This window comes from Arthrobacter sp. CJ23 (genome assembly GCF_024741795.1).
Taxonomy (GTDB): domain Bacteria; phylum Actinomycetota; class Actinomycetes; order Actinomycetales; family Micrococcaceae; genus Arthrobacter.
The window spans coordinates 3,594,009-3,617,819 of sequence record NZ_CP102950.1 but is presented as its reverse complement, the minus strand read 5'-3'; the positions used below and the strand labels follow the sequence as shown (position 1 = coordinate 3,617,819).

24 protein-coding genes and 1 pseudogene are annotated in these 23,811 nt (G+C 60.7%); 17 read left to right on the top strand and 8 right to left on the bottom strand.

The features are described 5' to 3' along the window. Window positions 1-11: 11 nt before the first annotated feature. Together NVV90_RS16270 and NVV90_RS16265 are read right to left on the bottom strand one after the other, a co-directional pair. On the bottom strand, window positions 12-1,130 hold the full coding sequence (locus tag NVV90_RS16270) for an LCP family protein (protein ID WP_258438281.1): 1,119 nt from the start codon (window positions 1,128-1,130) through the stop codon (window positions 12-14). Between the two features lie 164 nt (window positions 1,131-1,294). Then, on the bottom strand, window positions 1,295-1,891 hold the full coding sequence (locus NVV90_RS16265) for a low molecular weight phosphatase family protein (protein ID WP_258438280.1): 597 nt from the start codon (window positions 1,889-1,891) through the stop codon (window positions 1,295-1,297). 189 nt (window positions 1,892-2,080) lie between these two features. On the opposite strand from NVV90_RS16265, the gene paaA reads away from it, so the two are divergent. Genes paaA through NVV90_RS16235 form a run of 6 tightly spaced genes read left to right on the top strand, consistent with a single transcriptional unit; the run spans window position 2,081 to window position 6,903 of the window. Beyond that, window positions 2,081-3,073: a 1,2-phenylacetyl-CoA epoxidase subunit PaaA gene (paaA, locus tag NVV90_RS16260; protein WP_258438279.1), complete on the top strand. Its 993-nt coding sequence runs from the start codon at window positions 2,081-2,083 to the stop codon at window positions 3,071-3,073. After that, window positions 3,070-3,381: a 1,2-phenylacetyl-CoA epoxidase subunit PaaB gene (gene paaB, locus NVV90_RS16255; RefSeq protein ID WP_258438278.1), complete on the top strand. Its 312-nt coding sequence runs from the start codon at window positions 3,070-3,072 to the stop codon at window positions 3,379-3,381. Before paaA ends, paaB begins: the two co-directional genes overlap by 4 nt. Then, window positions 3,378-4,316: a 1,2-phenylacetyl-CoA epoxidase subunit PaaC gene (paaC, locus tag NVV90_RS16250; protein ID WP_258438277.1), complete on the top strand. Its 939-nt coding sequence runs from the start codon at window positions 3,378-3,380 to the stop codon at window positions 4,314-4,316. Before paaB ends, paaC begins: the two co-directional genes overlap by 4 nt. A gap of 11 nt (window positions 4,317-4,327) precedes the next feature. Next, the gene (gene paaD, locus NVV90_RS16245; protein WP_258438276.1) at window positions 4,328-4,870 is read left to right on the top strand and encodes a 1,2-phenylacetyl-CoA epoxidase subunit PaaD; all 543 of its coding nucleotides are present in this window, start codon (window positions 4,328-4,330) and stop codon (window positions 4,868-4,870) included. 16 nt (window positions 4,871-4,886) lie between these two features. Beyond that, on the top strand, window positions 4,887-6,092 hold the full coding sequence (gene paaE / locus NVV90_RS16240) for a 1,2-phenylacetyl-CoA epoxidase subunit PaaE (protein WP_258438275.1): 1,206 nt from the start codon (window positions 4,887-4,889) through the stop codon (window positions 6,090-6,092). Window positions 6,093-6,123: 31 nt separating this feature from the next. After that, window positions 6,124-6,903, top strand: coding sequence for an enoyl-CoA hydratase/isomerase family protein (locus NVV90_RS16235; RefSeq protein WP_258438274.1), 780 nt, complete (start codon window positions 6,124-6,126; stop codon window positions 6,901-6,903). 75 nt (window positions 6,904-6,978) lie between these two features. On the opposite strand, the gene NVV90_RS16230 is transcribed toward NVV90_RS16235, so the two are convergent. Further along, window positions 6,979-7,554, bottom strand: a complete 576-nt coding sequence (locus NVV90_RS16230) for a hypothetical protein (protein ID WP_258438273.1) — start codon at window positions 7,552-7,554, stop codon at window positions 6,979-6,981. A 519-nt stretch (window positions 7,555-8,073) separates the two neighbouring features. Between NVV90_RS16230 and galU the strand changes: the two genes are divergently transcribed. After that, window positions 8,074-8,964 (top strand): UTP--glucose-1-phosphate uridylyltransferase GalU, encoded by an 891-nt coding sequence (gene galU / locus NVV90_RS16225; RefSeq protein ID WP_258438272.1) that lies wholly within the window; start codon window positions 8,074-8,076, stop codon window positions 8,962-8,964. Here galU and NVV90_RS16220 read toward each other — a convergent pair. From NVV90_RS16220 to NVV90_RS16200, 5 genes are all read right to left on the bottom strand, one after another. Further along, window positions 8,933-9,328, bottom strand: a complete 396-nt coding sequence (locus NVV90_RS16220) for a VanZ family protein (protein WP_258438271.1) — start codon at window positions 9,326-9,328, stop codon at window positions 8,933-8,935. The two genes, galU and NVV90_RS16220, sit on opposite strands and share 32 nt — an antisense overlap. A 341-nt stretch (window positions 9,329-9,669) precedes the next feature. Continuing rightward, entirely contained in the window at window positions 9,670-10,257 is a 588-nt protein-coding gene (locus NVV90_RS16215) for an LPXTG cell wall anchor domain-containing protein (RefSeq protein ID WP_258438270.1), read from the bottom strand. Window positions 10,258-10,409: 152 nt separating this feature from the next. After that, a complete protein-coding gene (locus tag NVV90_RS16210) occupies window positions 10,410-12,290 on the bottom strand; it encodes a DUF4012 domain-containing protein (RefSeq protein ID WP_258438269.1) in 1,881 nt (626 codons plus the stop codon). Window positions 12,291-12,292: 2 nt separating this feature from the next. Then, window positions 12,293-12,442 carry a hypothetical protein gene (locus tag NVV90_RS16205; protein WP_258441260.1) on the bottom strand — a complete coding sequence of 50 codons (150 nt, stop codon included), beginning with the start codon at window positions 12,440-12,442 and terminating at the stop codon, window positions 12,293-12,295. Window positions 12,443-12,488: 46 nt separating this feature from the next. Beyond that, on the bottom strand, window positions 12,489-13,847 hold the full coding sequence (locus NVV90_RS16200) for a sugar transferase (RefSeq protein ID WP_258438268.1): 1,359 nt from the start codon (window positions 13,845-13,847) through the stop codon (window positions 12,489-12,491). A gap of 391 nt (window positions 13,848-14,238) precedes the next feature. Here NVV90_RS16200 and NVV90_RS16195 point away from each other — a divergent pair, with 391 nt between their 5' ends. The 10 genes and pseudogenes from NVV90_RS16195 (at window position 14,239) to NVV90_RS20980 (ending at window position 23,781) form a co-directional block, all read left to right on the top strand. Further along, window positions 14,239-15,408 carry a glycosyltransferase gene (locus tag NVV90_RS16195; RefSeq protein WP_258438267.1) on the top strand — a complete coding sequence of 390 codons (1,170 nt, stop codon included), beginning with the start codon at window positions 14,239-14,241 and terminating at the stop codon, window positions 15,406-15,408. Window positions 15,409-15,550: 142 nt separating this feature from the next. After that, window positions 15,551-16,645 (top strand): glycosyltransferase family 1 protein, encoded by a 1,095-nt coding sequence (locus tag NVV90_RS16190; RefSeq protein ID WP_258438266.1) that lies wholly within the window; start codon window positions 15,551-15,553, stop codon window positions 16,643-16,645. Further along, window positions 16,630-17,301, top strand: coding sequence for a DapH/DapD/GlmU-related protein (locus NVV90_RS20985; protein ID WP_309304071.1), 672 nt, complete (start codon window positions 16,630-16,632; stop codon window positions 17,299-17,301). The genes NVV90_RS16190 and NVV90_RS20985 overlap by 16 nt, the downstream gene beginning before the upstream one ends. Continuing rightward, on the top strand, window positions 17,302-18,240 hold the full coding sequence (locus tag NVV90_RS21115) for a glycosyltransferase family 2 protein (RefSeq protein WP_396125319.1): 939 nt from the start codon (window positions 17,302-17,304) through the stop codon (window positions 18,238-18,240). It abuts the gene before it with no gap. Next, the gene (locus NVV90_RS16175) at window positions 18,237-19,604 is read left to right on the top strand and encodes an O-antigen ligase family protein (RefSeq protein ID WP_258438265.1); all 1,368 of its coding nucleotides are present in this window, start codon (window positions 18,237-18,239) and stop codon (window positions 19,602-19,604) included. The genes NVV90_RS21115 and NVV90_RS16175 overlap by 4 nt, the downstream gene beginning before the upstream one ends. Beyond that, window positions 19,604-20,680, top strand: a complete 1,077-nt coding sequence (locus NVV90_RS16170; RefSeq protein WP_258438264.1) for a polysaccharide pyruvyl transferase family protein — start codon at window positions 19,604-19,606, stop codon at window positions 20,678-20,680. The genes NVV90_RS16175 and NVV90_RS16170 overlap by 1 nt, the downstream gene beginning before the upstream one ends. A gap of 237 nt (window positions 20,681-20,917) precedes the next feature. Further along, window positions 20,918-21,892, top strand: a complete 975-nt coding sequence (locus NVV90_RS16165) for a Coenzyme F420 hydrogenase/dehydrogenase, beta subunit C-terminal domain (protein WP_258438263.1) — start codon at window positions 20,918-20,920, stop codon at window positions 21,890-21,892. Beyond that, on the top strand, window positions 21,889-23,157 hold the full coding sequence (locus tag NVV90_RS16160) for a lipopolysaccharide biosynthesis protein (RefSeq protein WP_258438262.1): 1,269 nt from the start codon (window positions 21,889-21,891) through the stop codon (window positions 23,155-23,157). Before NVV90_RS16165 ends, NVV90_RS16160 begins: the two co-directional genes overlap by 4 nt. A 9-nt stretch (window positions 23,158-23,166) precedes the next feature. Further along, window positions 23,167-23,580, top strand: a pseudogene (locus tag NVV90_RS21110) (hypothetical protein); the annotation flags it as partial. A 39-nt stretch (window positions 23,581-23,619) separates the two neighbouring features. Beyond that, entirely contained in the window at window positions 23,620-23,781 is a 162-nt protein-coding gene (locus tag NVV90_RS20980) for a hypothetical protein (RefSeq protein ID WP_309304070.1), read from the top strand. Window positions 23,782-23,811 lie beyond the last annotated feature (30 nt).

The window sequence follows — 23,811 nt, the reverse complement described above, 5'->3', positions numbered from 1 at the left end:
GAACGGGGGGACTACGGGCCGTAGGCGGCCATTCTCCCTTCCGCCAGGGCGGCCGAAACGCCGGCGATCCCGGCGTAGTCGGGGAACACCACCGAGGCTCCCGTGGACGTCATGCCGGTGCCCGCCGTCGGGAGCGTGAAGAACACGGCGGTGCCGGGATCCACGCCGCGCAGCCCGTAGGCCAGTCCCGCCAGGTTCAGGACATCGAAGCCCTGGTCCACCAGCATGTACGGAGCCACGGTGGTGATGAAGCCAAGGGTGCGGGCGGGGTCGTTCAGGATGCCGGAGCTTGCCATCGCGGACATGAGCGCCCGGACGTACGTCTGCTGGTTGCGGACGCGCTGGTAGTCGCCGTCGATGAAGGCGTACCGCTCGCGCACGAACTCAAGGGCTGCCTGCCCATCGAGCTTGTTCACGCCGGCCGGGAAATAGTGCTGGGTGTCGTGCGTGGACGTGAACGGCACCGTGACGTTCACGTCCACCCCGCCGAGGAAATCCGTCAGTGTCTTGAAGCTGTTGAAGTCCACCAGGACTGTGTGGTCGATGTGCGTGTTCAGCAGCGAGCCCACGGTCTGCGCCACCAGGGCCACGCCGCCCACTTCCAGGGAAGCGTTGATCTTGGAGGTGCCGTACCCGGGAATGTCCACCCACAGGTCCCGCATGATGGAAATCCCGTAGACCCGCTGGTGGTCGGCCGGAATATGGATGAGCATCAGCACGTCCGAGCGGTGGTCCGAGGGCTGGCCGGTGGCTGCGGTGTATTCAGCCGCGGCCTTGCCGTCGCCGCGCATGTCACTGCCGATCAGCAGGACGTTCATGGGCGCGGAGGGGAGCCCCGGCAGGACCAGGGGCGGCGGGATGGCCGGTGCAGGCGGTGCCGGCGGCGGCGTTTCCGAGGCACTGGGGGTGGCGGTCTGTGTGGTGCTCGCCTGGGCGCTGGAGCCCGAGGGCGGACTGCTGGGCGCCGCGGTCCGGTTGACGTTGACGAGGATCCCCGCAAGGACGATGCCGAACGCCAGCACCATGGCCAGTACCGCGCCCACCCGCAGGCGCCGTAGCCGTTCGCCGGACTTGCCGGCCGGTGGCGGAGGCTCCGTGGTGGCTCCGCCCGGATCAGACTGAGGTTCCATGCACGGAACGTACCACCGGCCCGCCCCGGATACACGCGCGCCAAGGACTCAATATGGCAACGGATTTTGCGCCTGGGAATTCAAGCCCAACTGACTCGCAGTTGTGGTTGTTCTGAGCGCTCAAAACAACCACAACTGCGAGCTAGTTGGGGCGGTGCCGGGCCTCAGGAGCCGGCGCTGATCCTGGCGAAACGCAGGATGCCCAGAAGGGCCGGGGCCAGCTCGTCCTCCATCTGGGCGTAGGCTTCGTCGCCGCGCCGGTAGGGGTCAATGACGTCGTTGTCAGCGGCGTCCTGGGCGAGTGCGAGGTGGCGTACGGAGGCGGCGCGGGCCGGGAGCGCGCGCCAGAATCCGGCGAGATCGTCCCCCGCCGGCTCCACGCCTTTCTCCTCCAGCACGGCCAGCATCCGCGCAAATTCGCGGACGGTGAACGTGCGCTTGAGCAGGGAGGCATCCAGTTGGAGGACCTCGCCTCGGTGCGCGGCGGTCATGGCCAGGACCAGGTCTGTTTCCCGCAGTATTTTCGGGGTCAGCTGCCGGGCCGCAAAGTGGTCAGGGCTGCCGTTGAAGGCCTGGATGATTGTGGCCGACGGCGGCTGGATCGGCTCGCCCACCATGGCGCGTGTTCCGGCACTGCGGACCTCAAAGGCACCGGGCCGCACCTGGTCGAGCCCTGCTTGCAGCAGGCGTTCGGCCACGGGGGAGCGGCAGATGTTCCCGGTGCAGACGGTGAGGATCCGGAAGGGCTGAGGCGATTCCAAGTAGGGCTCTTTTCTTGCGTTGGCTGGGGCGGGGCGGCTGCTACCCCAAGTTAACACGGGCCACCGCACACAACCTTGTCAATAAGACGGAGCCGCAGAGCGAGACGCAAAACGGGAGCCGGACGCTTGACGGAAATCGCACCCTCCGCATATTCTGAACGAACGGTCGGTAATTTATTAGGAGCAACCATGGCATCGCAGAATCTGCAGTCTGTGCCCGCTGAGCTGTCCCCGGAAGGGCAAGAGCGGGAGGCGGCCGGTCAGGCGTACTTTGACCGCATCATTTCGGAGGACTCGCGCATCGAACCGCGCGACTGGATGCCGGAGGCCTACCGCAAGACGCTTCTGCGCCAGATCTCCCAGCACGCGCACTCGGAAATCATCGGCATGCAGCCGGAGGCGAACTGGATCACCCGCGCCCCCAGCCTGAAGCGCAAGTCCATCCTCATGGCGAAGGTCCAGGACGAGGCCGGCCACGGGCTCTACCTGTACTCGGCGGCCGAGACCCTTGGCCAGAGCCGGGACAAGATGATGGATGACCTCATCGCCGGCAAGGCGCGGTACTCGTCCATCTTCAACTACCCCGCGATTTCCTGGGCGGACATGGGCGCCATCGGCTGGCTGGTTGACGGCGCCGCCATCTGCAACCAGGTGCCGCTCTGCCGGGCCTCCTACGGCCCCTACGGCCGCGCGATGGTGCGCGTCTGCAAGGAAGAATCGTTCCACCAGCGCCAGGGTTTCGAAATCCTGCTCGAGCTCTCCAACGGCACGCCTGCGCAGAAGCAGATGGCCCAGGAGGCCGTGAACCGCTGGTACGCGCCGTCGCTGATGATGTTCGGTCCGCCGGATGACGATTCACCCAACTCCAAGCAGTCCATGGCCTGGAACATCAAGCGCTTCAGCAACGACGAACTGCGCAGCCGCTTCGTCGGAATGATGGTGGAACAGGTCCGCGTCCTGGGCCTCACCCTTCCGGACAAGGACATCCGTTTCAACGAAGAAACCAAGAAGTGGGAACACGGCCCCCTGGACTGGAACGAGTTCAAGGAAGTCCTGGCCGGCCGCGGCCCCTGCAACTCGCAGCGCCTCGAGCGCCGCCGCGAGGCACACGAAAACGGTGCCTGGGTCCGCGAAGCCGCCGCCGAGTACGCCCGCAAGCAAGCACAGAAGGAAGTCGCATGAACACGCCCGAAGCACCCCGGCACGAAGAAACCCCCTGGTCCCTCTGGGAAGTCTTCGTCCGCTCCAGCCGCGGCCTGTCCCACGTGCACGCCGGCTCCCTGCACGCCCCGGATGCCGCGATGGCCCTGCGCAACGCCCGTGACCTCTACACGCGCCGCAACGAAGGCGTCTCCATTTGGGTTGTCCCGGCCGAGGCGATCTCCTCCAGCGACCCCGATTCCAAGGGCTCCTTCTTCGAGTCCCCGCAGGGCAAGGACTACCGCCACGCCACGTACTACACCAAGAGCGAAGGCGTGAAGCACCTGTGAGCGCACCCGAAACCCCCGCCACCGATAGCAAGGCCGAGTTCGCCATCGACGGCCACGGCGATATCTCCGTGGGCGTCAGCGGCGCCGGCGCCTCGGGAGACGGTTCCGCAAGCGCCACCCGCATCACGCCGGGCAACGCCCTCCGTCCCGAGGACATCGCCCTCGAAATCCGCCGCGGCCAGGTCAGTCCCAGCCAAGATGCGGCCGAGCTCGCGCTGCGCATCGGCGACGACGCGCTGATCCTGGCCCAGCGCCTGGGCCACTGGATTTCCCGTGCCCCGGAGCTTGAGGAGGACGTGGCCCTGGGCAACATCGCCCTGGACCAGCTGGGCCACGCCCGGTCCTTCCTCACGTACGCGGGTGCGGCCTGGGGGAAGTCCGAGGACGATCTGGCCTACTTCCGCCGCGAGCCGGAGTTCCGTTCCGCGCACCTTTTCGAGCAGCCCAACGGCGACTTTGCGGTCACCATTGCCCGCCAGTTCGTGGTGAGCTACTACCAGTTCGAGCTGTACCGCCGGCTCACGGAGTCCACCGATGCCACCATCGCGGCCATTTCGGCCAAGGCCGTCAAGGAAGTGGACTACCACCGCGACCACAGCGCCCAGTGGGTGCTGCGCCTGGCCGGCGGCACCGAGGAATCCCGGGCCCGCATGATCCAGGGCTTCCACTTGGTCTGGCCGTACGTGGACGAGCTCTTCGAGGACGATGAGCTCACCGCCCGCCTGGCCGCAAGCGGCGCGGCAGTGGAGCCTTCCAGCCTGCGCGCGGACTTCGACCGCCTCACCGGCGAGGTCCTGGTCGAGGCCGGCCTGGAGATCCCGAACGTTCCGCAGGCCCTGGGCGGCGGCCGCCGTGGCAAGCACTCCGAGTTCCTCGGCTACATCCTCGCCGAGATGCAGGTCCTGGCCCGCGAACACCCCGGCGCAAGCTGGTGAGCAGCGTGGACATGTTCGTTCAAGAGACTCCCGTGCAAACCAGGGCGACCACGGCCGAGCAGAAGGCCTGGGCCATCGCCGCAACGGTCTGCGATCCGGAGATTCCGGTCCTCACCATTGAGGACTTGGGCATCCTTCGTGGTGTCCAACTGTTCGACGACGGCGGTATCGTCCCCGCTGTCCAGGTCACCATTACGCCGACGTACTCGGGTTGCCCCGCAATGGACGCCATCCGTGACGACCTCAAGACTGTCTTCCAGAAGGAGGGCTACCCCAGCGTCCACGTGGAGCTCGTCCTCGCCCCGGCGTGGACCACTGACTGGATGACCGAGTCCGGCAAGGCCAAGCTGCAGGAGTACGGCATCGCCCCGCCCACGGGAAGCTCAAAAGCCGGCGGGCACTCGGGCCCCGTACGCCTGAGCCTGGCCGTGAAATGCCCGCAGTGTTCCTCGCTCAACACCAAGGAACTCACCCGCTTTGGTTCCACCTCCTGCAAGGCGCTGTTCGTCTGCCAGGACTGCAAGGAACCGTTCGACTACTTCAAAGTGCTCTAAGGAAACAGGTAGCCAGATGACCACCGAAACCCAGACGGCCAGCCGCCGTCGTGCGTCCTTCCACAAGCTGACCGTCGCGGAAGTCCGCCGCCTCACGGACGACGCCATCGAGGTCACCTTCGGCGTCCCCGCGGAACTCGCCGGCCAGTACGACTACCTGCCCGGCCAGTACGTTGCCCTGCGCACCACGCTGCCGGACGAGGACGGCGAGCCGCACGAGATCCGCCGCAGCTACTCCATCTGCGCAGAGCCGCGCGGCTTCGAGGACGGCAGCAGCGAGATCCGGGTGGCCATCAAGAAGGACCTGGGCGGACTTTTCTCCACGTGGGCCAACGCGGAACTCACGGCCGGCGACACGCTGGACGTCATGAGCCCGCAGGGTGCGTTCATCTCCCGCCACGGCAAGGACGGCGCGTCCGTCCAGCACAACGTCATGAACTCCATGAACCACCCGGAGGAGCTGGCCGCGGACGCCGGCAGCTTCGTGGCCATCGCCGCCGGCTCCGGCATCACCCCGGTAATCGCCATCGCCCGCACCCTGCTGGCCGCCAATCCGGACACCCGCTTCGACCTCATCTATGCCAACAAGGCCGCCATGGACGTCATGTTCCTCGAGGAACTCGCGGACCTGAAGGACAAGTACCCGTCGCGCCTGGCACTGCACCACGTGCTGTCCCGGGAACAGCGCATCGCGCCGCTCATGACCGGCCGCATCGACGCCGAAAAGCTGCAGGCCCTGCTCGGCAGTGCCATCCACGCCGAAGACGTGGACGAGTGGTTCCTCTGCGGGCCGTTCGAGCTCGTCCAGCTCTGCCGGGACACCCTGGCCGCCCGCGGCGTGGAGCCCGAGCACGTGCGCTTCGAGCTGTTCACCACCGGCCGCCCGGACCGCCCCGAGGGCAACGCCGGCCGCCCCGTGGTGGAGGACGAATCCCAGGACACGTTCAAGATCACCTTCAAGCTGGACGGCCTCACGGGCGATGTCGCCAGCCCCACGCACGCCCGCGAATCCATCCTGAACGCGGCCCTGCGCGTGCGCCCGGATGTGCCCTTCGCCTGCGCCGGCGGCGTGTGCGGCACCTGCCGCGCCAAGCTGGTCACCGGATCCGTGACGATGGACGAGAACTACGCACTGGAGCAGGATGAGCTGGACAAGGGTTATGTGCTCACCTGCCAGGCCCACCCCACCAGCGAAGCCGTCACCGTCGACTTCGACGTCTAAGCACCCCACCCACCGCACACCAGGAGCACGCATGATCGAGCTGACCATCGCCGGCGGCATTGCCGAAATCGTCCTGAACGCCCCGGAAAAGCTGAACTCGCTTGACGAGGCGGCGCTTGCCGAGCTGGAAACAGCGTACGACGACGCCGCTGCCGCCGCCGGCCGCGGGGAGGTGCGGGCGCTGCTGCTCCGCGGAGAGGGCCGCGCCTTCTGCGCGGGCCGCGACATTGCGGGCGTGACGCCGGAGACCGACGACGCGCAGGCTTATCTGGGCGGGCTCGTGGAGCCGCTGCTGAAGAAGATGGCTGCCTTCCCGGCGCCGACGTTCGCGGCCGCGCAGGGGGCGTGCCTGGGTGTCGGGCTGGGGCTCTTGCTGGCCACGGACGTGGTGTACGTGACGGAGAATGCCAAGTTCGGTTCGCCCTTTGCCAAGCTGGGCGCCACCTTGGATTCCGGCGGGCACTGGTACTTTGCCGAGCGCTTGGGCATGCACCGCACCCTGGACCTGATCTACACCGCGGAACTCATGAGCGGAACCGAGGCCGTGGCCCAGGGCATGTTCAGCCGGGCGATGCCCGCTGACTCTCTTCTGTCCGAGACCCGCGCCATTGTTGAACGGGTTGCTGTTGGAGCGACCGGCGCGTTCAACGCTTCGAAAGAGCTCGTGGCCCACATCCGCGATCAGCGGCTGGGCCTCTGGGCCTCCATGGCCGAGGAAAACACGGAGCAGGCCCGGCTGTGCAAGACCGAGGACTACGCCGAAGGCTTCCGTGCCTTCCAGGAGAAGCGGGCGCCTGTTTTCAAGGGTTAACTCCAAAGGGCAGGTGCTTTCCGGTTTCCCGGAGAAGCACCTGCCCTTTGTCTAGACGTGTTATTTGCCTGGAGCTTAGGCCTTGGATTCAGCCTTGGCGCGGCGGCGAACCACCGCTACGGATGCTGCGCCGGCGGCCAGTCCAGCTGCGCCGACCAGCGACCACAGAACCAGGCCGGACTCGGCAAAGGCGTTGGCCTGGCCGGCTGAGGTGCCCGCGGCGGTAACACTGGAAACAGCAGCGAGACTGGAATCACCCTTGCCGTTGCCATTGTTCACAACCACGGCTGCCCAGCGAATGTTGCCGGACGTGGCGCCGACGGCGCTGATGAGGTACTTGCCGCCGTCCATGAAGGTAATGCTGGTGGAAAAGGCGTTGGTGCCGTCAGCGATGACGCTGAAGCTGGACGGAGCGGGCCGATCCCCACCGGGATCCTTCTGGCCGCCGGTCCGTTCGAAGGAAATGTTGATGGTTTCGCCGGCGATGTAGCCGCTGCCGGAGAAAGTGATGGATTCGCCGCGGGCTATGTTTCCGTCGGAAACGGTGCCCTGCTCATTGCCCGGCGCCGGGTAGGTGTCTGCCACGGCCGGAGCGGTGCCAGTCAGTGCGATTATTCCTGCAAGTGCGAGCGCTGCAATAGACTTCTTCATTTTGTCCCCCCTGAGACGAATTGCGATTTCCCGTGATGGCGGGGGTTCAGCTCCCCATGCGAAACTTGCTGAAATCCCATTTGTCTAGCCGGTGCCGACCGTATCATTCACAATCCGCTCCCGGCAACGTAATCCCAGAGTAGTTACAAGTGGTTAACCTGCGGTCCACCTGATCGACTCACAGCTTAGTATTTCGCTGCCGCTGATTGATGTTTGTGACAGAATCAACAGCTTTGTGTGACAAGAAGTTTACTTTCCGTGTGCTGCACGATGCGGCCGAAAACGGAGTCGGCGGCCGTGCTTTGGTCCGCGGCTAAGCGTCACCGAGACCGTGCCTGCAGCTCGGTCCCCTGCCCATAGCCAGGCGCCAGGCGGGCTTCTTCTCGCCGCTTACGGGCAGCCTTTCTATGTTGACTTGACAGGGCTGGGGGTGCATGTTTTCAAGGAACGTTCTGAAGCGCCAAGAAATCTTGCCTCTCCTATTCTTGATTCAAGGCCCCGCTTTTGTAGACTTTCCCTATGTCATTGGGGAGATCAGTTCGTAAAGCAGTTATTCCGGCCGCCGGTTTGGGCACGCGCTTCTTGCCTGCCACTAAAGCGATGCCGAAGGAAATGTTGCCGGTTGTTGACCAGCCGGCCATTCAGTATGTGGTTGAGGAGGCCGTGAGAGCCGGGCTCGATGACCTGCTGATGATCACCGGGCGCAGCAAGCGTTCCCTGGAGGACCACTTCGACCGCGCCCCTGCGCTGGAGCGCACCCTGGAACTCAAGGGCGACCAGGCGCGGCTGGACGCCGTGCAGCAGGCTTCCAGTCTGGGCCCCATCCACTACGTGCGTCAGGGTGAACCAAAGGGCCTGGGCCACGCGGTGCTGTGCGCCAAGCAGCATGTGGGCCAGGAACCCTTTGCTGTGCTCCTGGGCGATGACCTGATCGACGAGAACGATGAAGTGCTGTCTACCATGATGGCCGTTCAGGCGAAGACCGGCGGTTCCGTGATCGCCCTGATCGAGGTGGATCCCTCGCAAATCAGCGCCTACGGTTGTGCCGACGTGGCGGCAGTGGACGGCGAGGACTTTGTTCGCGTCAACAGCCTCGTAGAGAAGCCCGCTGTCGAAGACGCTCCCTCCAACCTCGCGGTGATCGGCCGCTACGTTCTGCATCCGGCCGTGTTCGAGGTTCTCGAACGGACCGAACCAGGCCGGGGCGGCGAGATCCAGCTGACCGATGCCCTCCAGACCCTAGCGGCAGGGGAGGGCGAAGGCTCGGGCGTCTACGGGGTCGTCTTCCGTGGCCGCCGTTACGACACCGGGGACAAACTCAGCTACCTCAAGGCCGTCATCACCATCGCCTCTGAGCGCGCCGAATTCGGCGAAGACCTCAAGTCGTGGATGAAGGAATTCCTCGGCTGAGCCGACGCTGAGCGGACACTCGGAGCAGGGCGGCAATTAGAAGCCCAGCGGCGGTGCCCAGCGTGTTCATCAGGACGTCCAGCCAGCTGGGGAACCGGTCCGCCAGGAAGAGCATCTGACCCAGCTCCAGCGTTCCGGACACCGCCATGCCAAGTCCCAGGAGCTGCCACCACAGAAGGCGGGGTATTGCCATGTGCAGCAGCGCTCCCAAGGGCACAAAAAGGAGCACGTTGGCGAAGGCTTCCACGAACGGGTAGTTGAACCATCCGGGGAAGCCGTGCCCGTGCAGGAAGCCTAGAACTGTGTCCAGGGTTCCGGCCACGGGATTGTCCACGGGGGAGGGCCAGAATCCGATCAATGCCAAGAATCCGAAATATCCCAACAAAAGCCATGGCCAAAGTCCCAGGCGGGAGGCGACGGCCTGGAATTTCACTGTGTTTTCAGCAGGGCCAGCCCTGCAACCGCGAACGAGGCCGCCGCCAGCAGCACCAGAAGGATCACAGGCCAGGCCTGGCGTGGAATGGAAGGAAATACCCGCACGGCCGGAAAGCGCGGAAATGCACCCAGGATCCTTACCGGGCTGATTCTCCTGCGCTGCCGCCAATGTCTCCCCATGCTCATAAAGTACCGTACGCGCAAACAAGGAAGGGTTGTTTCCGGGCGAACCAGAAACAACCCTTCCTTGTTTGATAAGGAAAATTGCAGTTATGCCCCTGCCTTGGCACGGCGGCGAACCATGACAACGGAGACGCTGCCGGCGGCCAGAGCGCCTGCACCTGCCAAGCCCCAGAGGATGAGGCTGGAGTCGGCACCGGTGTTGGCCAGTCCGGCACCCGTGTTGGCCAGCGGAGTTCCGCCGCCGGTGTTAGCCAGTCCGGCACCGGCCGTAACAACAACCGTGGCCGTCACGCTGCGGCCGGAGGTGGCTCCGACGGCGGTGAGCAGGTAGGTGCCCGGGGCGTCGAAGGTGACGGTGGTGGACCATGCACCGGCGCTGTTGGCGACAGCCGACGGTGCAATGGGTGCCAGTGGTATCACTCCTCCCACTGCACGGACGACGCTACCGGTACCAGCGCCAGCGGCTTGCGGGCCGCCGGTCAGGGTCACGGTGACGTTAATGGTTTCGCCGGGCGTGAAGCCGGTGCCGGAGAAGGTGACGGATGTACCCGCCGGAGTTGTGGCGCTGGAAACGGTACCCTCGGCGGTTGCCGGGTAATCGACAGCCAGGGCCGGCGCGGAGCCGGCCAGTGCTATGGTGCCTGCCAGCGCAAGCGCTGCAATAGATTTCTTCATTTGTCCCCCTGAGACCCAGATGTGAAATGTGATGTGAATATCGGACGTTCCACTCACCAAGACCCCGTGAGCCGGAACTAAGACCTACCCAAAAAAGACAATATCAGCCGAGCTGACGTCCAGCAAAGTAAGTCCAGAGTAGTTACAAAGGTTTAACCTGCTGGTCGCACAGCGTCGCTGCAAGTCTCAATTTGGGTGGCCAGAATCATGGAATTGGCAGATTGGGTGGTGGGCGTTGCCACCACCGTGGGCTCGGTGTGCTGCACAATTCGGCTGAAATTGAAGTCCACGGTGCTGCTTTGCCCTGGCGCCAGTTCCACGGTGAGGGTTCCGACAGGTCGGTCTCCGTGCAGCTGGGCTCCGAAGGGAACTTGGCCGCCGTCGCGCAAGGTGGTTTCCACACGCGCTTGGGCCGGGCCGTAGGCCACAACGTTGGTGCGGACGGTTCCTGCAGGCACTCCGAAGGCTCCGCCGCCGGTCACGTACTCCGGAAGGGAGGTCGCGGCGTCGGCGGGGGCCGTGTTGGTGCTGGTGACGCGGACCGTCACTTGGCGGTAGCCATCGGCTACGCACTTCTTGATGAGCTGGACGGTGCGCTTGACGTGATAGTCCATCTTGGCACCGGTGCCGTCGTTGAAGTACGCGCCGAACTGTGCGGCGGGCACGCTGGGACCGGAAATGGAGCCGCTCAACGGGTACTTGGCCAGCACGGATTGCTCGGTGCCCGTGCCGGACCACAGCAGGATCCGGTGTTCCTCCACACCCTTGCCCACACCGGCAAGCAGGGCCGGTGCGTCGGCCTTGCCAGTGGAGAGGGCGCCGAAGATTTCCTGGGCCACGGCCGCGAAGTAGGCGTCCTGGAGGGCGGGTTTTTCGATCTGGGCGTAGACATCAGAGAGCAGGGTCCGCACCACGTTCTTGCCGGTGAGCTGCTGGGGGAGTTTGTTCGCTGTCAGTTCACTCAAGTGCGGATCCTTCAGGGTCACGGGTCCGGTGGCGTCCAGGATGTAGCCCAGCGCCACGGGGTCGATCGATACTGCCCCGTCCAGTTTCCGGCCCTTGCGTTCTTCCCACATGGCCAGGGCCGTGGCCGCGCTGGTGGGGAAGTCCGGCGTGAAATTGACGTCCTGCATGAACGTACCCATACGGGACGTGTAGATCCGCTGCTGTTCCGCCTCCACCGGGACGGGCGGCGTAAACCTGCCTAGTTCGGTGGCGCTGCTCTGTTCGGACAGGCTCAGCTTGCCCTTGTCTGCGGTGAGGATAGCCAACGCGCCGGGAATGCCGCCGGTAGCGCGGGCCTCGGAGTTGTTCTGGATGAGCAGGAGGTAGTGCCGGGGCTTGTCCGCGCCCATCATGGCGGGGGCCAACTGAGCGGCATTGGCGGCCGCGTCCAGGGTGGCTGTCACTGATCTGAGCTGTTCCCGGGCCGCGGCCAGGGGGCCGGCGATCTGCGGCAGGAGGCTGCCGGTGTCGATTCCGTCCAGCCGTTCTGCTGATGCCCTTACGGCGTGGGCCGCGGAGGATACGGACGGTGCGGCGTTGCGCAGCGGCTCCAGATCCGCACCTGTGCTGCTGGGCAGGAGCTTGTCCCAGTCCAGGGAGCCGTAGCTCTGGACCAGGGGGGCTACGCCCAGGGTGGCAACATCGTCCGCCGAGCGGGCAATCTCCGTGGTGGCGGCGAAGTTTGCCCCCAGCCACGGGATGGCCGAGGCCAGGGACCACAGGGGATCGGAGGCGGCCTCGCGGGCTGCCGCGGTGTGCCTCTTGAGCTCCGCGACTGCTGCGCTCGCTTCGTCCGCGCGGTTGTGGATGACGCTGTCTTTGAGTTCCGGGATCAGCTGCATGGAGGCTGCTAGCTCGTCCTCGATGGTGGATGCCTTCGCGCCGAGCCAGGCAGCGGCACCGCCACAGAGCAGCAGCACGGCTGCTGCGCTGATCACGGCGGCGAGGAGCCGCCGTCGACGGGTTCCCGGAGCGCCTGACTTCAGGCCCGTACCGGGTTCAGATTCTCGTTGGCGCGTTTCGCTCATGGTTAGGGACGGCCCAGTCCGCGGTAATGCCAGCCAGCAGCGCGCCACTCGGCGGCGTCCAAAGCGTTGCGGCCGTCAAGACCGTTTGGCTTAGCCATCCAGGCTGTGTGGACTGCGCCGAGGTAGCCACAGTCGATCACTGAGATACGCATGTTGATTAGTTCCTTCCGCAGAGCTGTTCCGCGTTCAAGAGGCTGGTTAATATGCGCCGTTGCTGTGGAAGACGGCGCGGACTGTGCGGAGAATGATGACGAGATCGCCGGCCAGAGACCAGTTTTCCACGTAGTAGAGGTCCAATCGAACAGAGTCCTGCCACGAGAGGTTGGAGCGGCCACTTACCTGCCAGAGCCCTGTTAATCCCGGCTTGACGAGCAGCCTGCGCCGGACGTCGTGTTCGTAAGCCTCCACCTCGCGGGGCAGGGGCGGGCGAGGGCCCACGAGGCTCATCGATCCGACCAGAATATTGAAAAGCTGAGGAAGCTCGTCGAGGCTGTACTTCCGGAGGACGCCGCCAATACGAGTAACTCGAGGGTCGTCCTTGATCTTGAAAAGAAGGCCCTTCCCCTCATTGCGGTGTTCGAGCTCCGCGAGCCGGGCCTCTGCGTCCACAACCATGGAACGGAACTTCAGCATCTGGAAGTGTTTGCCTTCCATTCCCACGCGACCTTGTTTGAACAGGACAGGGCCTTTACTGTCGATCTTTACCAGGGCGGCAATAGCCAACATCAACGGCGATGAGAAGAGAATTAGCAGGGCTGCGACGAAGACGTCAAACAGGCGCTTCGCGACTCGCTGGCCACCTTCCAGAGTGGGTGTGGTTACGTGAATCAACGGCAGGCCCGCGACTTGCTGGGTGTGGATCCGGGGGCCTGCAATATCGGTCAATGCGGGGGCCATGATGAGACCAACGTTTCGTGCTGCTAGTTCCCAACCGAGGTGTCGGATCGTTTGTGGATGCAGCCGCACACCGGCGGAAACAGCCACGGCATCCGCCTGGCACTGGTCAATTGCCCTTAGTACGTCCTGCGTTTCTGTCCCGTGTCCTAAAATCGGCAATCCTGAGTTTGCTTCCACGGACGGCAGCTCTAGTTCGCCTGGTGTATAAGCGGCAACTGGCAGGTATCCCGCGTGCTTCGCACCGTGCAGCGATGCAGCGAGGTGTGCCACGGCGCCGGGACCACCTAGAAGTAGGAGCCTAGACATGCTCCCTCCGTTTTGTCGGGCAAGGCTCAGATGCTGCCGCAGAAGCCAACGGGCGAGAAGAAGACCCAGGAGACCAATAGGAAGCGCAACACCGACGTAGCCTCTGGCTGTTTCGAACCTGAAAACGTAAGAGAAAATGGCTATGAGTCCGAAGAGCCACAGCGACGCTGCGGCAACTCGCTTATATTCATCGGGTCCGGCCCCAAGGATTCGGCTCTGCCGGCTGTTCCATGCGCCCAGCATGATCCACCAAGCGGCCGCCAGCGCAACTGAAAGCCAAAAATAGTTGGGTTCTTGACCCGTTAGTAGGAAGTCCGGCTCAAGGCCAAAGCGGATGACATACGCTCCTGACACGGCCCAGACGATGACAAATGCATCAACAAACTTGAGAAGCCGCGATGTTCGCGGCCGCCAACCAGATCCGGTCCCCAATTATCGTCCCCCATGCCTGTATTTGTGTTCGTCGGGAGGCCCCCGTCGAAAGGATACAGGGCGTCGGGATGGAGCATCGCAATTTTCCGTCACCCGAGTCTGGCAACATCGGTCTCACAGTCGATCTCGAATGGACTGGTTAGCGAAGGATCTAGGAAGGCTCGTGTGGCGAATCCCGTCCGCGTCGTGCGTCACATGTCGAACGAGGTTCGACGTAATCGTATGATTGGACCTGATTGCTGGGATCTTGTCGGCGTAGGTCTGGCTCACCTGATTCAGTTCTCGTGAACGAAGCCATTTGAAAGTGGGGAAAATGGAACAAGATACGGGATTGTCCGTCCGGCGCTCGGTCGCAATTATTGGAACGCGTGGATACCCGAGCTACTATGGCGGGTTCGAGACAGCGGTACGCAGGTTGGCGCCATATTTGGCCGCGAAAGGTTGGTCAGTCACCGTCTACGGTCGCCCCGGGGCCACCAAGCCAGCAGATCCAACACGAGATAAGCGCATAAGGACTGTCGAAACGCGCGGTCTTGAGACGTCGTCGTTCAGCACGTTGTCTTTTGGCTTTACGGCAGTACTGCATGCCCTTCGAACCAAACCGGATGTTGCGCTTGTCATGAACGTTGCCAATGGGTTCTGGCTTCCGCTGCTGAGGCTCAGAGGAATCCCGACAGTAGTTAACGTGGATGGAATCGAGTGGGAGCGTGCCAAATGGGGGCGCCTTGCGAAGCTTGTTTTCCGTCTGGGTGCCAAGCTGACCGCCCTGAACGCTACAGAACTCATAGCGGATGCGACGGCAATCGCTTCACGCTGGGAGCATGATTTCGGCCGGCAGTCTCGTTTCGTACCATACGGTGGAGATATTCCTGAAGACCTGCCCGTGGAAGAGGGACTGTCTCACAGAGGCTACGTTCTGGCTGTCGCTCGTTTTGTGCCGGAGAACACGATGGAGGAGTTCTTCGAAGCTGCCGAGGTTCTGGCCCAAAAGTACCCGGTTGTTATCGTTGGGTCGTCTGGATACGGTGGGGAACTTGATGCACGAGCTGCCAAACTCTCAGCGGACCATGCCGCCGTTCATTGGTTGGGCCACATTAGCGATGATCGTAGGCTACACGCCCTGTGGCAGCATGCAGGCGCCTATTTCCACGGGCACAGTGTAGGCGGGACAAATCCAGCGCTCGTCCAGGCGATGGCATGCGGAGCCCCTATCGTTGCCAGGGACACCGTATACAACCGCGAGGTTCTTGCAGATACAGGGACCTTTGTACAGCCAAACTCGTTGCAGATATCCGACGAACTGGACGCGGCAATGCAGCGAGCGCACTCCGTAGACGTAACTGCAATCGTCGAACGGGCTCAGTCCAGGTATTCCTGGGCTGGCGTATGCGACGGCTACGAGCAGGCGCTCCTGGCGCAGTTACCTCCCGCAGAATCTGATTTGCGCGGAAATGTACACACACGCATGGGAAGCAACCAGTAGTACGTCGCGGCACAACCGATGACCAGACCGAATAATGAACTGATCCAGATCCGTAGACGTACGAGCGCGCAGTGCTCTCTTCGCGATGCTGAGCAAATCGATCTCGGCTTGCCCTCAACCTGCTAACGATTTGGTGGAACCTATGAAGTTGCTTTTCGACGCCTATTGGCTGGTCAACGGCCCTCCTTCGGGGAGGACGGTCGTACGTGAGATAGTCCAGGCTTGGTGCCAACAGTTTCCAGAAGATGAAATTCTCCTGTTAGTTCGCAGGGTCGACCGAGCGCTGGTTGAAGACCTCGACTTTGTGAGGAACAGCCAAATCTCAGTACTCGACACTCGCGCGCCCATTCACGCGCTGGCCGTAATAACCATGCGCATACCCAGCGATGTTGATGCCGTCGTGACTCAGAACTTCACACCCCTACTCCGGCATCGTGCGACCAAGGCTACGTTTCTTCATGACGGAATATTTAGACAGCACCCTGCGTGGTTCACCGCTAAAGAGCGCATTTACCTTAGCCTAGCAACGCTGTCCGTCGGGGCTGCAAATCTTGTGCTCACTTCTACGGCAACTGAGTCGAGAAGAATCCAAAAATACTTTTATCGGACTCGCAACAAAACACATGCAGTCGGGCTTGGCCTTCCTTCATGGGTCTCAAGCAGGAGTGAAGAAGAACCGATCCCGGCCACTCAAGCCAAACCATATCTTTTGGCCGTTGGTCGACTCAATGTAAGAAAAAACATACAGGCCCTAATTCACGCATTTGAGAGCACAAGCGCTGTTGATGACACATTCGATATGGTTATTGTCGGTGAGCCCAATGGCAAGAATGCGACCATAGGGAGAAAGTCAAATTCAATTCACTTTCGCAGCGGTGTCAGTGATTCCGAATTGCGCGATCTTTACCGCGGTGCAGCAGGCTTCATTTTTCCAAGTCTTGACGAAGGGTTCGGCTTACCGCTTCTTGAGGCCGCAAGCTTTAATCTGCCAATAGCCGCGAGCGACATCGATGTATTCCGAGAAATTGACCTCGCTCATGTCTATTTTGATCCGAAGGACGTAAGGAGTATCTCCAGCGGATTGCACCGATTGGTTAACTCTGACCTGCCATCAGAATCGGTTGAGTCTCGACTGAGAATTGATCGCGCCTTGACAAAGTACAACTGGGCGGCTGTCGTCGGAAATATGAGACGTACTCTGAGAATGGAAGGACGTGGGCGGTGCGCCGCATCCTAGATAGGATCTATCGACAGCTCCGAGATAGCGACGGTTTGGATCCTGATCTGTCCACTCGCGATCTTGCCTCATTTTCTGTGGGTAAGGGAATCCAGATAATACGCGGCTTTGTCTGGCTGCGTGCCAACGTGTTCCTGGGGCCCAGGGCCAAGATCTTGGGTCGCAGATCTCTCGTTCTCGGCAAAGGATGCACTATCGGTGACGGTGTCACTATCAACGCCGTATCTCGGGGCGGCGTGACACTTGGTGACCGGGTCACGATCGACCGCAACGCTTCGCTTCTAGGCAGCGCCGTGATTCGCAGTGTGGGAGAAGGTATATCAATTGGTAACGGAGCGTCAGTCGGAGCGTTCAATGTGATTCATGGTGGTGGAGGAGTAACCATTGGTCGGGATGCTCTATTGGGCCCCTTTGTGGCGATCTACTCCGAGAATCATCAATTTGAGGATCCCAAGACTCCAATAAGATTGCAGGGTCATATCCGAAAACCCGTTGAAATTGGCCATGACGTGTGGATTGGGGCCCACGCCGTGGTGCTCGCAGGTGTTTCAATTGGCGATGGGGCGATCGTTGCTGCGGGAGCGGTCGTGACGAAGGATGTGCCTGCGCGAACCATAGTGGGCGGCGTTCCAGCAAAAGTAATTGGAGTCCGATAGATGTTAGCAGATACTGAATTCAGCTCGTTTATTATAGTCACTTACAATAGTGCTCGTGTCATTCGTGATTGCTTGGAGCCGCTAATCGATCTTGTGCAGCAAGGTCACGAAGTGATTATCGTGGATAATAGCTCAGCGGATGAGACCTTAGCAATCTGTAGTGCCGTGATCCCGAACGCAAGACTCATCATTAACCAGAACAATGAGGGGTTTGCGAAGGCGGTCAACCGAGGGGCCGAAGCTAGTAGTGGATCGACGATTGTTCTACTCAATCCAGATGCCGTAGGGACCACTGAGGCCTTCGGGCAACTCTTGGAGTCTAGCCGGGTGTATCCCGGGGCCGTCCTAGCGCCGATGATCGTTCACCCCGAGCAAAGGTTGAGCGTAGTTTCCGCGGGACGTCAGCCGCACCTGGGCCGCATGATTTTGCACTACTCTGGACTGGCCAGGCTGGCAGGTCCCAGCGTCCTTGAAGGACATTATCTTTATCCGCGTCAGGCGAGGTCGGCGCGGGACGTTGATTGGGCCACGGGCGCCTGCCTAGCAATACCCAAGGATCTATGGGTTGCGGTTGGGGGGCTAACTGAGCGTTGGTTCATGTATGCCGAGGACATAGAGTTCTGCTACCGGGTCGTGTCGGCCGGCTACAAGATACGCCTGCTACCTGGGATTCAGATTAGTCACGCAGCAGGGACAGGTACCTCTGAGCCGAAATCAATGAAGGCGGACTGGATTGTAAACCTTTGGCACTTCTATGATCAGGATTTAAGCCAAAGCAAAGCCTCCAGCGTAGCTTGGAAGCTAGTGGTGGCTCTGGGGTTGATGTCCAGGGCTGGATATTATGCGCTTAGGGGAGCCACTTCAGAAGACAAACTTGCTTGGCGGCATGAGTCACGTAGGTTTAGGGCCTTCAGTGCCGCAATTCTTCGCGCCAAATGAAGATAAACAATCCGTCATTCGGGACGCTTATTCTAGGTTTTCTTGGGATTTTTATCGCCCTTGTGCTCTTTGCCACCAAGGCGACCGAATCGTCCGAGATCTATTTGGTGATTCTTGCTGTTGGGCTTCTTCTTGTGGCATGCTCGGGTATGGTAGCGAGCTGGGTCGTCGTCTTCCTGGGTGCAACCGTCAATGGGATCTCAATTAATCTTGGATTTCTTACCGTTCGACCGGAGCATCTTACTGCGGCTGTCTTCTTGATTTTGATTTATCACATGAGGCTGTCAATTCCGGCTGCGGTCCAGAAGTCCCGCGTTCCTCTCATATGCCTGGCTTCAGGGTTTATTCTGTGGGCTGCAGTGGTTTCTCTGGGTAGCCCCAATCCAGCAGCCAGCCTATGGATAGTTCTGCAATACGCTCTAGGTATCGTGTGGCTTCTTCCCTTCGCCACTGTTAGTGATGCGAAGCTCACGTTAGTTAGAGCAGGCACCTACATTTTCGCCTGTGTGACGCTGCTGAGTTTGATCAGTTATGCCGCTCGGACGCTCGGATCCGGCTCCTTGCTAGGTGTGAGCCCGGTTAGTGGACGTTTACAGGGGTTTTCTTTTGAACCCAATATCTTCGCGAGTCAAGCGGTTGTGTGGCTGGGCGTCCTGTACTTCTGGCGTAGCTCTTTGTGTCGATTGGATAAGATCGCATCGGCAGTGATTGTGGTGGGAGTGCTATTTGCCGGTACTCGATCCGCTTGGTTGGCTGCGGTGGCTGTGGTGGCCCTTGGGCTACTGAATGTCCTCAGACGCGGTTCAGCTCGGTCTGTACTACTAGGCGGAGTCATCGGTATTGTTGGCGTGGCCGCACCGTTTCTGATTTCGACGCTGGCGGCGGCCGGCGTCCTTGGAACAGAGATTACCTACCGGTTGCAGAATCTCCTGGAATCCGACAGCGGAACCGGGGCATACAGAATCGACAATTTTGAACTTGCCTTCGGTGACCTTAGCAGCTGGGATGCTTGGTGGGTTGGCCTAGGAGCTAATTCCTTCTCGCAGTATCATGCCATTGATTCGACCGGAACGGGTCCGGCGTATCTCGGCTCGCTTTGGATCACATTGGTGTACGACTCAGGGTTTATCGGACTTGCCCTGTTCTTAGGGTTGTTCTTCGCACTGTGGAGACTTACGGAACGGCGTCCCGAAAGTTTGGCCGTTTTCGTGGCGATCGCTATTTGCGCCGCATTTACGAATTTTCTATGGTTTCAGTACGCGTGGTTATCGCTCGCGATGGTCGTCGGCAGGGCTGACCAAACTGATTACCCGAAATTTGACGATAAGCTTAATTCAACAATCTCACTCGGAGGTCGACAGTAGTGAAGGCACTTGTTCTTTGGGCAGATGAAGAATCGCCCAATCTCGGTGTTAGGGTGTTGGCCAAGGGAATGGAAGTTCTGCTGAAACGGGCCTTCCCTGGGATCACCGTGGACAGCCTGGCCGACGCAACCAACGACGACGGCGTTGGGCTTTCTGGACGCCATCTTGCCAAAGAATTGGTCGGCGCCCGTGGGCCATTGGCAAGCTTCATCAAGCGGTACGACGTCGTCGTGGACATCGGTGGAGGCGATAGCTTTAGCGATATTTACGGGCTGAAACGGCTCGCGCTCATGCGGCATGTTCACCTCCTTTGTCGCAGGACGGGAGTGCCCCTGATCATAGGGCCTCAAACGATCGGACCGTTCTCTTCTCGGGCCGCGAAGTGGATGGGCCGGTCTATGCTCCGTTCGAGCGCTATGTCAGTCGCGCGTGATTCTAAGAGCGCGGAGTACTCCAGCGCTATTGGTGCCCCGGTAAGCGTGACGGCCACTGACGTTGTCTTCGCGTTGGATCGACCATTGCAGGAGCCTCGAAAAGGGGTCGTGGTCAACGTTTCGGGACTCTTATGGGATTCGAGCAGGCACGGTGATTCGTCTAGCTACCGCACGTCCGTTCAGAAATTGGTCGATCAGCTTTTGGCCGACGGACGCTCTGTTTCTTTCTTGGCTCATGTGCTCGACAGCCCGTCGGCGGACAACGACTGCCGAATCTTCCCGTCTTTGCAAGAGCTCTACGGCTCCGACGCAACGTACATAATCCCTCGGGGTCTCGTGCACGTTCGACAGATTCTTGCCTCGGCAGAGGTGGTTGTCGGCTCAAGGATGCACGCTTGTTTGAATGGTCTTTCTGTCGGAACGCCAGCGATCGCATGGGCCTATTCACGGAAGTTTGCGCCGCTCCTCGACGATCTTGGCTGGAACCAAGTCGTAGATTTGGCGACTTCGAAAGACCCTGTCGCCGCGACGCTCGATTACATGGACGTTAAGGACACGAGCCGCCAGATTGCTGCACTCAACGAGCGAGCTGAGGTAAAGCTTGGGGCAGTTGTCGAAGGCCTGCAGATGGGGTGGACGTAGGTGAGATCCTCAAGATTAGAGCGGGCGGTATCAAGCGTCGCTAGCAGCGGTCGATGCAGCGGATGCGGCGCCTGCACATTGATTGATTCGTCGATCTCTATGGGCTTGACAGACGAGGGCTTTCTCAGGCCGACTGTTGCGTCCGGGCCGCAGGCCAGCGACGACAGACGACTTACCGCGGACTTTCGACGAATTTGCCCGGGAGTCGGCGTCGATGCACGACGATTGAGCGCTCCGATGTCGCATCCTGTTTTTGGAAGCTACTTCGGGGTTTGGACCGGCTTTGCCACTGATGATGAAGTTCGATTCAGCGCCAGCAGCGGAGGCGTGCTAACTGCACTGAGCGTTTGGTTGCTTGAGTCCAGGCGAGCAACGCAGGTCACCGGCGTTGGCGCTCAAGTCGACGCACCCTCGCGAAGTGTCCCGGTCCGTATTATGTCTAGGGAAGAAGCCGTGGCTGCCTCGGGTTCACGGTATGCACCTGTTGCGAACGCCAGCCAGTACGATCACCAAAACAGCAAAAGCGTCTTCGTGGGCAAGCCTTGTGAAGCCTATGCCGCCTCACAGTTCGGGGATGCTCAGGGACAAGATGGACCCGTGCGGCTCTCGTTCTTTTGTGCAGGTACCCCGAGCCAGCTTGCCACTGACCGCCTTATTGAGAAGATGGGTGGCAATCCGGACGGTATCAAGTCACTCCGGTACCGAGGCAATGGATGGCCCGGCTATTTCAGATTTGAGGATGAAACCGGTGAAGTCAGCCAGGTTTCATACGATGACTCGTGGGGCAAACATCTTGGGCGTGATCTTCAGTGGCGTTGCAAGGTGTGCGTCGACGGCACTGGTGAATTCGCCGACATAGCCGTAGGTGATTACTGGGAAACCGACTCTAAAGGCTATCCGTCTTTTAGCGATTCGGAGGGCAACTCCGTTGTTATTGCCCGCACCGCGCGTGGCCTCAACATTGTGGAGGAAGCGGTTTCTGCCGGTGTCCTCATTCTTGCTCCGGCGAATATGGATGCTCTGATGACAATCCAACCGCTTCAGAGGATTAGACGAACGACTATGGTCGGTCGACTAGCGGGCCGCATCCTAGGCGGGCGCCCAGTCCCAATTTATCGAGGCTTTGGGTTGCTTGGCCTAGCCGTTGCATCTATCCGGCAGAATACGCGCGCAACGGCTGGCACTTTTCTGCGCACAGTTCGTGGCAAATGACCTCCAAGTTCTCTCGCTGGAACACTCCCAGCCTCATGGCGATTGGGCGGTTAATAGCGACCGCTCTGTCGTTTGTGTCGGTGCCACTGATTGCTAGGTTTTTGGGACCGGTAGGAAGAGGGGAGACGGCCACCGCAATCGCCGTCTTCGGCCTCGCACCCGTGCTTCTCTCGTATGGCCTTCACCTGGGTGTTCGTCGTATTGCTGCAGTCGGAGACGAGGAGAGCGTTGTCCGCTCTGCACGAGTACTGTGTCTTATCCTCTTCATACCGGCTACGTTGCTAGCCCTAATTTTGCACTTTACTTTGTTTTCCAGCTTTACCCCAGACGTATTGCTCACTGCTGACATAGTAGTTTTGATATCGCCACTGGCCATTTCATGGATGGTTGATGTCTCAATTTTTGTCGTCCGGTCGGACTACTTTGGCGTGATGCTAGTATTCCTCACCCAGCCTTTGGTGATGGTGGTTGGTGTAGTAACCGTCTGGAGCGTCGGCCTGATTTCCTCGGCAACCGTCCTAGCTGTCTACGGATGCTCAACCATCCTGACTGCGTTGCTCTCCTGGCACCGTCTGCGGATAAGTCTGCGCGGACCACGTCTCGGGCTCAGAATCGTGGTTCGTGAGAGTCGAGAGTATGCGGGCAGCACTGCTGCCGAAGCCGGCCTCAGAAGACTTGATCAGGTTCTTATGCTTCCGCTGTTAGGCGCTGCGTCCGTGGGACTGTATTCGGTAGCCGCTTCAGTTGTGACGGCCCCTCTTTCGCTCAGCCAGGCACTGGCCGCCAGCTACTTTGGGTCAATCGCCAACACTGCCAGGCGGGGCCAACGAGCCCTGATCGGAGAGGCTGTCCGCTCAAGCTGGATTCTCGGAATTGTGTCGAGTTTGGCGGTCGTCGCCCTTGCACCGCTCTTCGTAGAGTTCGTTTTTGGTTCCGAGTTCTCCGAGGCTTCCATTCTCGTTTTGTGGCTTGCCCCGGTGGTAGCTCTGGGAGTTGTTGCATCTGTTCAGGCAGGAATTCTCAATGCTATGGGTCGCGGGCGGGTCATGTTCCTCGGACATTCGATAGCTTTGGCGATTATCGTTGGGGGCTTTGCTCTGGCCCTACCCGTATGGGGAATGGCCGGCGCGATCGTGGTCGTGATTGTTGCGAATCTGATCCTCGTGATCATTACGGCGTCAGGCCTGGGAGTGGGCCTCACCCGGATGATTCCTGGTTTTGGCGACATTAAGCGAACTGTACGCATCTTCTTCGGAAAGTCCTAGGAGTCCTACATGATGAAATCATCCATTGTTCACCGGTTCGCTAACCGCCTCGGACCCGGAAGATGGGGGCGCTTTCTCCTGGCGGTGGCAGTGCGGCTTGAAGGCGGACAGATGACGTCACTCTCGCTTAGGGGTTACTTAGCAGGACGACACGACGTTGTGGTGGGTAACTATAGCTATGGGTCTCTTCTAGTGCCCGGCATGTCTGACGCTGGGCTAAAGATCGGAGCATACGTGTCCATCGGTCCTGACGTCCGCAGATTTGGCGCCGCCCATCCTTTGGGCAGCCTTTCCCTACATCCCTACTTCTACAATCCTCGGCTGGGCCTAGTAGGTTCCGAACGCGATGTAGAACGGACCACGTGCGAGATAGGGGACGACGCATGGATCGGTGCTGGTGCACTCATTCTTCCAGGGTGCAGAAGTATAGGAACCGGCGCTGTAGTGGGAGCCGGTTCGGTTGTGACCAAGGACGTGCCGGATTTCAGTATCGTTGTGGGAAATCCAGCGCGCATCATCGGCCAGCGCTTGACCGAGCAAGAGCGGGACGTGGTCAGCGAGAAAGCCTTTTGGTTACGTCCGCCCGAAGAGATCCTTCACGACGTGGCGGCCGAGAACGTCTAGAAACCGCCCCGATATTCTGCGGACGCTGAT